Origin of the sequence: Limnohabitans sp. Rim28, from assembly GCF_000293865.2 — a bacterium.
Classification (GTDB): domain Bacteria; phylum Pseudomonadota; class Gammaproteobacteria; order Burkholderiales; family Burkholderiaceae_C; genus Limnohabitans_A.
This window is the reverse complement of sequence record NZ_ALKN02000026.1, coordinates 1-13,036: the sequence shown is the minus strand read 5'-3', so window position 1 is coordinate 13,036 and position 13,036 is coordinate 1. Positions and strand designations below refer to the sequence as shown.

The 13,036-nt window shown below is 51.3% G+C and carries 11 protein-coding genes; 6 read left to right on the top strand and 5 right to left on the bottom strand.

All coding sequences use genetic code 11. The features are described from left to right. Positions 1-87: 87 nt before the first annotated feature. A complete protein-coding gene (locus B472_RS16450; protein ID WP_019427169.1) occupies positions 88-1,476 on the top strand; it encodes a hypothetical protein in 1,389 nt (462 codons plus the stop codon). Between the two features lie 85 nt (positions 1,477-1,561). On the opposite strand, the gene B472_RS16445 is transcribed toward B472_RS16450, so the two are convergent. Continuing rightward, on the bottom strand, positions 1,562-2,767 hold the full coding sequence (locus B472_RS16445; RefSeq protein WP_019427168.1) for a site-specific integrase: 1,206 nt from the start codon (positions 2,765-2,767) through the stop codon (positions 1,562-1,564). A 672-nt stretch (positions 2,768-3,439) separates the two neighbouring features. Between B472_RS16445 and B472_RS16435 the strand changes: the two genes are divergently transcribed. Then, positions 3,440-6,844, top strand: coding sequence for a calcium-binding protein (locus tag B472_RS16435; RefSeq protein WP_133176130.1), 3,405 nt, complete (start codon positions 3,440-3,442; stop codon positions 6,842-6,844). Between the two features lie 112 nt (positions 6,845-6,956). Beyond that, the gene (locus B472_RS17275; protein ID WP_192877894.1) at positions 6,957-7,109 is read left to right on the top strand and encodes a DUF6447 family protein; all 153 of its coding nucleotides are present in this window, start codon (positions 6,957-6,959) and stop codon (positions 7,107-7,109) included. Between the two features lie 318 nt (positions 7,110-7,427). On the opposite strand, the gene B472_RS16430 is transcribed toward B472_RS17275, so the two are convergent. Further along, the gene (locus B472_RS16430; protein WP_116798719.1) at positions 7,428-8,078 is read right to left on the bottom strand and encodes an AAA family ATPase; all 651 of its coding nucleotides are present in this window, start codon (positions 8,076-8,078) and stop codon (positions 7,428-7,430) included. A 58-nt stretch (positions 8,079-8,136) separates the two neighbouring features. Continuing rightward, positions 8,137-9,072, bottom strand: a complete 936-nt coding sequence (locus B472_RS16425; RefSeq protein ID WP_019427163.1) for a hypothetical protein — start codon at positions 9,070-9,072, stop codon at positions 8,137-8,139. A 169-nt stretch (positions 9,073-9,241) separates the two neighbouring features. On the opposite strand from B472_RS16425, the gene B472_RS16420 reads away from it, so the two are divergent. After that, the gene (locus B472_RS16420) at positions 9,242-10,276 is read left to right on the top strand and encodes a hypothetical protein (protein ID WP_019427162.1); all 1,035 of its coding nucleotides are present in this window, start codon (positions 9,242-9,244) and stop codon (positions 10,274-10,276) included. A 27-nt stretch (positions 10,277-10,303) separates the two neighbouring features. On the opposite strand, the gene B472_RS16415 is transcribed toward B472_RS16420, so the two are convergent. Further along, entirely contained in the window at positions 10,304-10,870 is a 567-nt protein-coding gene (locus B472_RS16415) for a tyrosine-type recombinase/integrase (RefSeq protein WP_026039581.1), read from the bottom strand. A gap of 310 nt (positions 10,871-11,180) precedes the next feature. Further along, positions 11,181-11,651 carry a hypothetical protein gene (locus B472_RS16410; protein WP_133176129.1) on the bottom strand — a complete coding sequence of 157 codons (471 nt, stop codon included), beginning with the start codon at positions 11,649-11,651 and terminating at the stop codon, positions 11,181-11,183. A gap of 183 nt (positions 11,652-11,834) precedes the next feature. On the opposite strand from B472_RS16410, the gene B472_RS16405 reads away from it, so the two are divergent. Further along, the gene (locus tag B472_RS16405; protein ID WP_019427159.1) at positions 11,835-12,146 is read left to right on the top strand and encodes a hypothetical protein; all 312 of its coding nucleotides are present in this window, start codon (positions 11,835-11,837) and stop codon (positions 12,144-12,146) included. Between the two features lie 32 nt (positions 12,147-12,178). Further along, positions 12,179-12,793 (top strand): hypothetical protein, encoded by a 615-nt coding sequence (locus B472_RS16400; RefSeq protein WP_019427158.1) that lies wholly within the window; start codon positions 12,179-12,181, stop codon positions 12,791-12,793. Positions 12,794-13,036: the final 243 nt, after the last annotated feature.

Below are 13,036 nucleotides of genomic sequence, written 5' to 3'. Positions count from 1 at the left end.
ATTGCGGGCCATAGACTGGCATGAGTTCCATCTTTCCCGTCCCCTCGGTGGATTGAATTTGTCTCTTCAAGAGACCGGACAACTATCGTGACAGAGGGGGACCTCACGGCCGCTCTAGGCTCCTTCAGCCAGTTGGCCAATGTGAAGTTCAACTATTTGGGGCACTTTGCCGACCCCGTTGAAGCCGCACGGGCGGGCAGTGAGATCAATGTTTCGCTTGACAGCGAATGGGTTTTCTTTGAATACGCCAACCAATGGGCTCGGGCGTTCTTTCCGTCGCCATTGCACAACCAGACTCCCTACACCGGGGCAGCTGGCGATGTGTACCTGAATATCAACAGCGAGGCCAACACCTTGCCGTCGTACGACCCAGGGTCCGCTGGCTGGTTCTTGCTGTTGCATGAGCTGGGCCACTCGATGGGTCTGAAGCACCCGCATGACGATGGGGGCACAGGCAGACCGACCCTGTCTCAAATCGGGTTTGATGCTTTGGACATCGACCTGGCCACCATCATGTCTTACAACGACGAAGCTTTTGCCAACCTGGTGCAATGGGACCCGGCCACCCCCATGATCCTCGACGCCTTGGCTTTGCTACACCTGTACGGCCCCAACCACAGCACCCATGCAGGCAACACCGTGCACAAACTGCGTGGCGATGACTTTTACGCGACTCTGTGGGACGCGTCAGGCACTGACACCCTGGATGTGCAAACAGAACCTAAAGGGTGGACGATTTTCTTGCCCAATGCCGCACTGAGCACGTCGGTCAGCACCCTGGTGGGTTTGGCCTTACCCACCAGCGAGTTTGAACAAGCGGCCCCCCAAACAGTCACCTGGTTGTTGGGCGACTTTGAAAACGTGCTCGGATCGGCCTTTGACGACCTCATTGTGAGCAATGCCATGGACAATCAGATCGATGCTGGCTCAGGCCGCGATATGGTCGCCTGGACACAAGCGCATGACCAATGCCTAATCACGCCAGCTGCAAGCGGCTGGGTGGTACAGAGCATTTCGGGTGCAGGGGGTACCGATCGGCTGCAAAGTGTCGAACGTTTGGTGTTCGAGGATCGCGCCATCGCCCTGGATCTGAACGGCCCTGCAGGCACACTTGCCCAAACGCTAGGGGCCGTGTTTGGGCCTGCATCAGTGAACAACCTCGACTTTGTCGGCATCGGCCTGCATTTTCTGGATGACTTCGGCTACTCGGCTCACGACCTGATGCAACTGGCCCTAGAGGCCCGGCTGGGCAACAAGCCCAGCCATGATCAAGTGGTCAATTTGCTCTATACCCAATTGATGGGGCTGGCACCTTCGGCAGAGGTCAGGCAAGGCTTTGTGAGCCTGCTCGATTCGGGCACTCACACCATTGCCAGCTTGGGAAACATCGCGGCCAACACCGACATCAACCGCACCAACATTGGCCTGGTGGGCTTGGCCAAAACCGGCCTGGCCTATCTGCCCTTTGAAAGCTGACAGGCCAACCGGCCCCAATCTTTTTGGTCAATGCGGGCTGCCACAGCCCAGCTGCGTCGGCCTGAGACTTCACGCCATCTAGTGATCACGCATGCAAGGGATTGGTCACCGGCAAAGCCAGCTGCGCCATCGCCGTCCCCACGGCATCCGCTGCCGCATTGGCCGCAGCCAGCAAAGTGTCTTGGCTCAGGTGGGCATAGCGCTGGGTGGTTTTGATTTGGGTGTGCCCCAAGATGTGTTGCACCTCATAAAGCGTCCTGCCCGAGTTGATCAAGAGACTGGCGAAAGAGTGACGCAAATCATGCATGCGCACATCGCCCAGACCGGCATGTTGACGGACCGTGTTCCACGCGTAGTAAATCGACACATAGGGCTTGGCGGTATCCGGGTTGGCAAACGCCCAAGGGCAATCGGGCAAGTGCGGCATGCTGGCCAACACTGCAAAGGCGCCGTCTGACAAAGGCACGTGACGTGTCTTGCCCGATTTGTTGATGGGGATGCGCCAGGTGCGCCGTTCGATGTCGAAATCCTGCCATTTCGCATCCAGCAATTCGCGCTTGCGGGCACCGGTCAAGATCAGCATCGGCACAATGAACTTGAGCATGGTGTTATCACTCTCCAACACCGCAAGGTAAAGGCGCTGCGTCTCTTGCACCGACAGGTAGCGCTCGCGGTTGTTGTTTTCCTCCAGCAAGGGAATACCCAAGCATGGGTTCACCTTGATGCCCGTGGTGTTCCACTTGATCGCCAAGTTGAAGATGTAACGCATGATGATGAGCAAACGGTTGGCAGAGCTGGGAGCGCCCCCGGCCTGTCTGCGATCGCTGTGCATGCGCTGAAGATCTTGGCGCGTGATCTCGTCCAAGTAGCGCTTGCCAAATCGCGGCAGCAAATGGTTCCTGAGCAAACACTCATCGGTGCTCCAAGACCTTTTATATGACTTGATGTAAGGCATGTAACTGTCTTTAACAAATTGTACAAACGTGGGAACACTGCGCAACTCGGATTGCTGGTGCTTAGGATCCAGACCGAAAGCCGCCTGACGCAACAGACCCTCGGCAATTTTGCGGGCATCTGACAAGCTGATGATGGTGGCATCGCCCAGCGTCATGCAAACCCGCTTGCGCCCACCAGGGGTAGAAAAACGCAAACGCCACTTGGCACGCCCAGACAACATGCGCTCCAACTGCAAGCCCCTGACCCTTGAGTCACTGATCGCCATGCGCTCAGTGCTGACGATGCTGCAGAACTTGTCTGCATCTTGTTGTGTGTGCAATGAACCGATTCGCATGATTCAGCCAATCTCAATATTGATCAAAGCACCGTCAAGACCGCCCTTGACTCACACCCTTCCTCATTAAAACGGCAGAAGATGGAGATGCACTGTGCGCTGGCCAACAAAAACTGAGAGAGTTCATCGCTGATTGCCCGTATGTCAAATGTCAAATATCGAACAATCATGGCAAATAAAAATCGTGCAAAGTGCAAGTTGAAAAAAAATCCACACTTCAAAAAAGGAAAAAATTGCAGTGCACGCGTGATGCACACAGTTTTAAAAATTCGCCAGAGAAATAACTGTCTTTTTTGTCAAAAATACACATCCATCCATGCGCGCACCATGTACACACAGCGCTTTTGACGAAGAGGAATTGAGTTAAGTCTTTGATTTTTATGGGTATGTTGAGCATGTAGATTTGTACGCTCACTGCAGGCAAAGAGAAAAACAAGCGATTTATTAATCGTAATTTATTAACTTCAACCATTATCTCGGCCCGTATTCGCTTGAACGCCCTTCACTAGGACGCTCAAGCGAGTACGGGCTTTTTGCTTGATCACTCGTACTCGGTTTCTTTGCAAAGAAATCAACCTGTCTTAAACCCTAAAAAGGAAATCTGTAATGAGTACAGTTAACGCTCTTTCAGTCGCATTGTTCAATGCAGCCGCCGGTGGTTACGCCGCCGACATGGCCAAAAACCCAGCAGCCTACGCTGCCGCTGTGGGCGCAGTTCTTGAAAAAGACCTGTCCACAGACGCTGCCTTCGTTGACCACTTGCTGGCCAACTTTGGCATCGCTTCCACCAACGCCGTGTTTGCAGACGCTAAAGCTGCTTTGACCGGTATGGTTGCTGGTCAAGGTCGTGTCAATGCCGCTGTCAATGCCATCAACTTCTTGGCTGACCAGAAAGTTGGCAGCGCCTACGCAGCCATCGCAACCGCATTCCAAGCCAAGGTCAATGCCGCTGCCTCTTTCTCCACAGTCAACAGCAAAGAGTTGGACGTGTCCAAGCTGGTCGCTGCTGTGACTGGTGTGGACACAGACGTTGTGGCTACTGATGCAGCTTTTGCTGCTGGTGCTGCTTCGCGCAACAAAGAAGTAACTGATCTGACAGTCAGCGTTGCTGCTTTGAACACTGAATTGACCGCTGTCAAGGCCGCTGCCGCTGCCGCTGCTACTGCTGCTGCTGCCGCTGCTACTGCTGCTGCTGCTGCTGCCACTAAAGCCGCTGCTGACTTGGCTGCTGCCAACGCCACCATCGCCGTGATCGACGACACAGCCTTCACATCTGAGAGCGCTGCCGCTGCTGCTGCTAAGACAGCCGCTGAAGCCGCTGCTGCAACTGCTGCTGTCAAAGCCGCTGCCGATCTGGCTGCTGCTCAAGCTGAAATCACTGCACTGAAGAACCCAGCTGGTGGTAACTTTGTGCTCACAGCAGAAACTGATGTTGTTATTGGTAGGGGTAATGGTGACGTATTTACGGCCACCAGCGCAACTCTCAGCACTGCTGACGTGGTTATTGATGCTGGCACCAATGATGCTGACGTAATGAACATTACGTTAACTGACGATATCGACCTGACTGATGCAACTATCGTTGGTATCGAAACTGTTAACTTCAATGTTGATGCTTTCAGCACTGCTGCTGCTGCTACAACCCTTGAAGTGGATCTGGGCGGCGTATCTGCCACCAATGTCGCTTTCGATGTTGTTCAATCCGGTTCGCGCGTGGTAGCAATTGATCTCGACGAAGTCCGTTCCGGCACACTGACCCTCAGTAATGAACTGCTGACAGCCACTGTTACTGGTAACAATAATGCAGACATTGTTATCAATGCAAATAACGCTGCCACAGCGACATTTTCTCTGACTCAAGATGCCGCTGGTGGTGAAGCAGTCGATGACTTGACCGTAATCAGCACTGGCGCAGTTACTCTGACCAACGTCGATGCAGACGGCGTTGTAACTGTCAGGGCTGCAAGAAACATCACAGTTACGGATGCGGACCCTGCAACGACACTGGTGGCGACCTCTACTGGTGGTCAAATTGAAGTCACGTCTGCTAACGGCGCTACTAGCATTACACTTACAGCTGCTGAAGATGCCGATATTGCTGCAGCAACTGGTGCGACAACGTTAACAATCAGTGCTGTTGGTACTTCAGCAATGACAACACTGGCTGCGGATAAACAGGTATCTACGATTACTGCCACTGCTGCTACTACTATTAATGCTTCAGGCAATGGTGGTGCATTGGAAATTAACGCCGCCGGTTCAACATTGTTGGGTTCTTTCAACTACTCTGGTACTCAAGATGTAGAAATCCAAATGAGTGCTGTGGCAATAGAAAACAACGCCAATCTGACCAGCGATAAAATCACAGCCACTGATACTGGAACAGGTGTGTCGAGGTTGACATTGAATACAACTGCCGGTAACGTCAACGCCACTGAGGCTTCAGCAATTGATGTGATTGAGCTGGCAGTTGATAACGCTACCAAAACTCTGACTGTTGCATCCGGTGAGACAGTTCAGATTTCAGTGAGCCAAGGTGCTGGTACAACCACTATTGCGAGTACACAAGCAACTGCAGCCTTGAATTCAGTAAATGTCATCATCAGTGATGACTCGGCAACTCACAATAACATCACACTTACTGCTGACGCTTTCTCGCACATCAAAACTGTCAACGTCTCTTTGCTGGACAATTTGGTGACTGCCACATCTCTGACTGGTGCAACTACTACTGACTTTGTATTTACTGGTGCAAGAACATTGACTATTGCAGGTAACACAACTGCTGGTCAACTTAACGCTTCTGCATTGACTGGTGTTGTAACTGCTGATTTGACAGGTGGCGCTTTCGTTAGCACGATCTCGACAGGCTCTGCAGCTGACGCTATCACTGTGACTAACGCACGCACATCGGGCAACTTCACTATCAATACTGGCGCGGGCAACGACATCGTCAACATGATTGATGCTGGTGCTGTCATCGACGGTGGTGCTGGCGACGATACAGTCAGATTTGCAGCTACTGCAGATTTGACTGGGCAAACACTTGGCTTGACAGCTGTTGAAGTATTGGATATCGACGGAGGAACAGAAACCACAAACACCTTGACCATTGATGGAAGTCAATTGACTGGTAAGTCCATTAACGTCACATCATCAGCTGGTGGTGCGAACGATGCGTTGACAGTAACAGTCAACGATTCTGTAACTAACCTGTCGGGTCTGGTTGTGGACAAGGCTGCTGTTGCCACCACAATTACCGCCAATGCATACACGGCCGTTGTTGCTGCTACTGTAACTGGTACAAACGATGACGACACTATCACTGGAAACGGTGGTCGCTCTTTCACTGCAAACGGTGGAGCTGGGGACGATACCATCACAGGTGGAGCGGCAGCTGATACCCTCAATGGCGATGCTGGTGCCGACGAACTCAATGGCGCTGGTGGTGCTGATGTACTCAATGGTGGCGCTGGCGCTGACGTACTGAACGGTGACGGTGGTGCTGACGTTCTGACTGGTGGTGCTGGTGACGATAACTTCAACTACGGCACTGGTGAATCTACTGCTGCATCCATGGACAGCATCACGGACTATCAAGGTGCTGTCGCTTCTGCTGACAACGATACACTGACTTTTGCTGGCACGGCAGACGGCACAGGTACAGGCGTAGTTGGAGTTGTTGCAAACGTTGCCGCAACTGATGACGTTTCTGCGCACACTGCCGATGCTGCTGGTGTATTGACAGCGAATCAGATTGAAATTGTCATCAATGATGGTATCCTCACTTTGGCTGGTGAAGCTTCATACAGAGCTTCCATCGACACTTTGACAGAGTGGATTAACGTCGCACTGTTGGCTTTCGAGAATGCTGACTTCACTGCTGCAGGTCAAGGCGATACAAACGTTGATGTCTTGGCATTCGTATTTGGTGGAGATACTTATGTTGTATCTGCTTTGGACATTGAAGGTACAAATGACACTATGGCAGTAAGCAATATCGTGAAACTTGTTGGTATTACCAACATGACTGACGTGGCAACTGCCGCTGCTGCCACAACAATTTTGGTCGCCTAATCTTCCGCAACGGAGACCACCTCCGCCACTTCGGTTGCTGGGGACTTAGGTGAAAACCTCTCAACCCCACCCCTCACAAGGGGGTGGGGTTTTTCAATTCATGAACCAGAAAATGCCCACAATCAAAATCAACAACCAAGACTACGACACCGACACCCTGCCAGACGCAGCCAAGCAGCAACTCCAGATGTTGGCTTTGACCGATGCTGAGATCAAACGCGTGCAAACCCAACTGGCCATTGGACAGACAGCCCAAAACGCCTAAGCCCGTGCGCTGGCGGAGGTGGTGAAGTGAGCCAAGGAGCCTCGCTGATGCGGGGCTTTTTTATGGACGTTCACATCAAAACTGAGCCACCGAGGTGCTGGTAGTGGGTGTGCCCGAGGCGGCGGTGTTGCTGGTGGGGTGAGGTTGTACAATTAGGAACAAACTTGTGAACACGGTGCTTTGCCAACTGGCTACTGCGCTAGCCGCACATTTTGCTAGCGCAGTTCCCAGAGTACAGACGTAAAAAAGCCCGCACAGGGCGGGCTGTGGAGCGTCTTTTTTCGCGACGCTTCACTGGGGATGTGATGCCTTTTGCAATCAGGCAATGCTGCGAAAAATGGCATCAATCGCTTTGTAGTACTCACGATTAGTGGGCCATCTGTTGTAAGCGCATGTCAGGGCATGCAGGACCAAAGCCTCATCAATGCAGATTCTTTCCTTTTCAAAAATCTTCATTGCGTGTGGCAAGAACAGGTTGGGCGCACAAGGCTCAACGGTCAAAATTTCGCATCGGCTGCGAATTCCAATGTCAATGTTGTTCACGGCATTGGTGGTGATGATCGTCAAGTCGTATTCGCTTTCAGCATCGAGAATGACCTTCAGTCTGTCGGTGTGACGGATCCTGAAATTCATCTCGTCGATGAAGTGGTAATACATGCGCTGATGTTTAGGCGCAAACAGCTGATTAAATTGGGCGCTGTAGGCGAATGCTTTGGAAAAAGTCTCGGACTTCTCAAGATCGTCAGCGATCCATTTTTTGACTTCAATGTCCCGACCTTCGATGGCGCAGGGGATCAACTGAGCCAGCAGCGATTTACCTGTGCCATTGGGACCAGAGAGTAATAATGGACGCCGAATATTGCCGCTCACATAAGCGTTAACGACTTCTCGAACCTTGTCATTTGGAAAGATGAATTCAGACAGGTTTTGGGGGCTGTATTTTCTTTGTGTGTCGATATAGATCGGCATGGCTGTTTCCTTTATATGTGTAGTTAATGGTGCGGGCGCTTAGCCCGCACCCAGGGCTTCAAGCGGTTTGCAGTTCCTTGAGCGTGGCAGTAGCCTTGACCTTGAGGTTTGCACCTTTCGCGGCATCCTTGACGCTTTGGTCGGCAGCTTGGGCTTTGGCTTTTTCGTCTGCAGCGGCACGTTGCACGATCAAGTCCTTTGCCAGTTCTTTGACCGCAGACGAGTGCATGGCTTTGGTACTGCGAGGCACAGCGCGAAGCAGCTCGAATTCGCCGTTGCCCAAACTGCGAGCAACGATGAAGGCAAACTCTGCACCGTCGCAAAACGAGACGCTAGCTGCAGGCAGGGACACGGTGGTCACGGCACGCATTGATTTGAGCTCGTCGCTGACGTCGGCACCGGCGGCTTTGAGTTCCGCTTCCTTCGTAACGGTCTCATCTTTTTTGATGAGTTGCTTGCGGCACTCTTCGACGCCGTTTTGGCTTTCGATGAAAGTAGCCAGACCTGCAGGTTTGACTTCCTGCTGAATAGCAGCCATCAGCGTCTGCGTGTAGGCATAGGCACGCTTGCGGTCGCTGTTGAACACATAGCGCACGAACACGGTCAATGCAGGCGTGTTACTTTGGATCTTGACGCCGCGCTCTTTGAGCTTGTCGCTCATCGTTTTAACGGCAGCCTTCAAGCACTTGACATCTTCGCGGGCTGCTTCGAACAGCTCATAGACCTGCATCAGCAGCTTGTACAGCGCCTTGTTGCTACGAGCCAATTCAGCGCCTTCAAAGCGTTCACGTTCCTTGAATAAGGCGTCGGCACGGACAAGAACCGTGTCTGCGGACAGTGCCTGCTGTGTAGCGTCGTTTTTTGCGACGGTGTTGGGAGCGCTGACCGTTGTACCGTTTTGAGTGCGAACGGTGACGTTTGCAGCGGTGAAGGTTTCGTTTTGAACGAAATCAGCGGTGTTGACGGAAGCGGTTTGAGTAGCGGCGTTTTGCATTTGTATCTCCTTAAGGTAAATGCGTTGATTGGGACAACGGCATCGCTCATGCTTGGTTGCCATCGACTGCACATCCCTACTGCCTAACTGCTGTGTGTCTGTGCTGTCGATGTAAGTACTGTATTTTCTTAGCCGTACAATGTCGTAAAGTGCATATAGGTGGCTAATAATGATTGATGATGACTTGCTTGTCGGTGGCGAAGAGCTGTTCTTAAAAGGTTTGCCGCGCAGGCAACAAAGGCATACGAAGCCAGACACGTCCTTACAGGAGGCACAAAACAGCGTTTACCGCTGGTGGTGGGAGTACCTGCGGCTGAGCAAAGACTATTGGCTCGTCTGTCAGACGTCGGAAAGAGGCTCCGTCAAAACAGACGATCAGCAACTAAGGCGTGTCTATCGCGGCTTTGGTGACATTTACAGTTGCACATTCGATGAGTGGTGGCTGGAGCGGGGTTACCGTTTATTCACTGAACAGGAAAAATTCCCAAAAGTTGTCGAGGTGCAGCGCCGCCCCAGCGAGCGAAAACGTCAAGCGCCAGCAGAGGACAAGATCTGGGTGGAAGTGCCGCTGAAATTAAGTCGTCGCACCATCCAGAAACAGCTGGGAAAACTACTGGATGAATATGAAAGTAGTCGTCTTGAGCGGCGTTTATTGTTGAGTACTGCGGAATACAAAATCAATCCTGTTCAATTCGGAAAAAACACACTCAAGAAGATTCATGAAGTGCATGCGCTGCACCGTGAATTGGTGGAAAAGCCCAAATGGCTACGGCAACACCAGCCTGACAAGGTGGACGGCGAGGCAAGGGCGGATCTGTTTCGAATAGGCAAGCTGCTGCGCCTGAGTCCCAGCAATGAGTCATTAAGGGGCGAGCCCGAAGAGGTGCGGGCAAGGCTTAATCGCATGCGGGTGGCGGTCAGCAGGTTGCTAAAACGCAGCGAATTGCTGATCGCCAATGTAGAGCAGGGAATATTTCCCAGCTACAAGCCTGTGGAGCAGGCAACGCCAAGATTTACGGCACGTCAGTTGGCACAGCATCAAGAGCTTGAGGCTAAGTGGTGGGAAAAGAGTTTGATGTCCGAACTGAGCACTGACAAGTTGGCGGGCGTCAAGGGCATCCAATATGAAGAACCTGTCCGTACTAGGCAAGTGAACATGATCCGTGATCCCAGCCAGCGGCGGGTCATCATCCGCGATGTGTGAGCGTCGTTTTTAGCGACGCTTGGCACATCAAACCAGTTCAACAGCGTTGCGCTTCATGTCGTCGTTGACATCAATGTACTTTTGCGTGACCGCAATGCTGCGATGCCCCGCAAGACTTGCCAGCACGCGAACGCCAATGCCTTTGCTAGCAAGGTTGGTGATGAAGCTGCGTCTACCAGAATGGCTGCTAGCCCCATCGATGCCAGCTTTGCGGTACAGCCAAAAAAAGTGCTGCGTTAATACGTTTGGGCTGAATGGCTTGCCACCAGCGCTGATAAAAAATGCTTGCTTACGCTCTTGTTTGCCGCGCAAGTCAACGTACCGCTGAAGCTCATCGCGCAGTTTTTCTGGCAAGAACACTGTGCGTGCATAGTTGCCCTTGGTTTGGGCTGCAGCAAGGCGAATTTCCTGTTTTACTTTTCCTGATGTGTCGATCACGTCGCCTACTTTGAGATTGGCAATCTCGCCTACGCGCATGCCAGACCAAAAGCTGATGAGAATCATCATGCGGTTACGCATCGCAAAGCTGCGTCCTGCAACGTATGCGAGCAGTCGGTCGAATTCCTGGGGTGTAAGAGTTTTTGCTTGTGCCATGTTCAGTTCCTTTTAGATAAATAAAAACTACTGAACAAGTCTGTTGTCTTTGGCAAGAAAGAGCAACCGATTAGCTGATGCTGAAATATCCAATTAAATCAAGGACGGCAAACTTAATAGCATTTTTATTTGGTGGTCACCAATGAAAAACATCCAGCAGCGTCAACTGCAGGATGCACAAGTACTAGATGAGCGCCCGCGCCAAATATTTAGCCATCCGTACGCTTCAATGCATTTGACAAAATCAATGAGCGACTGAGGCAATGACGCTCATTGAGGCACACGATCTGGTTAAATCTGCTTTGCTCAATCACCATGTCTTTTGCAATTCTTTGTTGGTAGCAAGAATGCTGGGTGAGTTTGTCGTTCCTTTACGACATGGGCGAGCATTTAGACGCCACGTCTCCTCGTACCCATCAATATCGTCTTTGATGTAGACCAGCATTTCGCCATTGGACATGTCATAGCGGACAAAGCCATCCACGTAACCTTTCATTTTTGTTGAACGGTTGTAGCGTTGCAGCCAGCTGAATACTTGATGCTTGGTTGGGGGCTGTTCATCGTTGAGTATGTTGTTGACGATCTCAACTTGCAAAGGGGTCTTGATCAGCTCTCCCCAATCATTAACATTAAGAAAGTCTGTAAGGTAGGCAGCACTTGCGCCGTCTACATCCATGCTGCCGTTGAATAGGGCACGGTGCCAGATGCCCTTGCCGTATGTGGTGCCGTATTTGTCGTTGTCATATAGGCGCACGGCGATGCCTTGCTTTTGTTCCTGCATTTGTTTCTCCTTTAGTTGCAGGAGTTGCAGATGTCGCACCAGTCACAGAGCCAGAAAAGGCGTTGCATGTCACTGGTTGCGTGTTTCTGTTGCAGTTGCCAGTCAAGGCTACTCATTTGCTACGCAAATCAGTGACATGTAACTAGTAACTGCAACCAGCAACGTTTTACTTCTAGTAACCCATTGCAACTCATCAGCAACTCGCAAATATTTATCACCGTCAAAGGAAAAAAGGGGCAAATAGGCTGGAAATTTGGCGAAATCGGTGATCTTGAAATAAATACTTTTATGAAGATAACCGAAATAATCCCAACCATTCCTTTGACCAAGCCTACCAAAGCATTGAAGCCTTTGAAGCCTGCTGAGCTGCACGCTGCCAGCGTCAAAAAGCAAGCAGACGCTGCGCAGGATCGATTAGATGTTGAGCGCCAGCGTAAGCGCCTTCAGCGGGTACAAAAAGCCATGAGCAAGCTACTGGGCATGGGCTACAGCTAATATCTAGGAAAGTACTGACTTTGGAGACTGCTATGGCAAGCAAGAAGCCCACGCCTGACTACCTGAATTTGCCCTTCGAAATTCACTACGCTCGTATGAATACGTTGGGATATGAGCTGGTACACAAGCCAGGAAAGCCACCTAAGAAAATCAAAGATTACAAAGTCATCGAAGTGACGCAGGGGCGCGTGTATGACGTCACGTTCCGCTGTGATGATCCCAGCTCTGGTGAACTGATCTCAGTCATGCGTTGTGATCTGGATGAATTTATCCCTGACTGGCTGGAGATGATTTCCGATGACGATGGACTTGAGATCAAATCGTCACGACGTTCAAAATTCCGTATCGAAAAGAACGTCATCCAAATCGATGAGGACGATGAGGACGACTACGAGGACTATGAATACGGCGACATGAGCGCCACGTATTACCAAGCTGAAGGCTTCACTGCCGATTATTTGATTGTTGATGCCGATGGCAGCCGCCTGAAAATTGACCTTCAGGGCTACAAGCTCGACGCAAAGAACAACCGTGTGGGTAAGGCGCCGGTAGTCACCTATACAGACGATCAAGCCGATGAAATGGATGTCGATAGCCGAGACGAATACGACATCTTGATTGAAGTGGGCAGCTGGTTAAATAGTTGATAAACGAGAAGTTGCTGATGCGAAGCGTCGCGAAAAACGACGCTGAAAATGGTAACTGTGGAGACTGCACCAATAACCGCCCTATTTGAACGGATATCGGTTGCTTTGCCACAGCGACCGACAACATACTTGTCTGTGCTTTAACAACTTTGAAAGGAAAAGCACATGGCAAACCTTACAAGCCTCAAGCTGAGCACAGCGGTCAAACCCACACACATGCCCGCAGTCCAGCTGCGTCGCAAC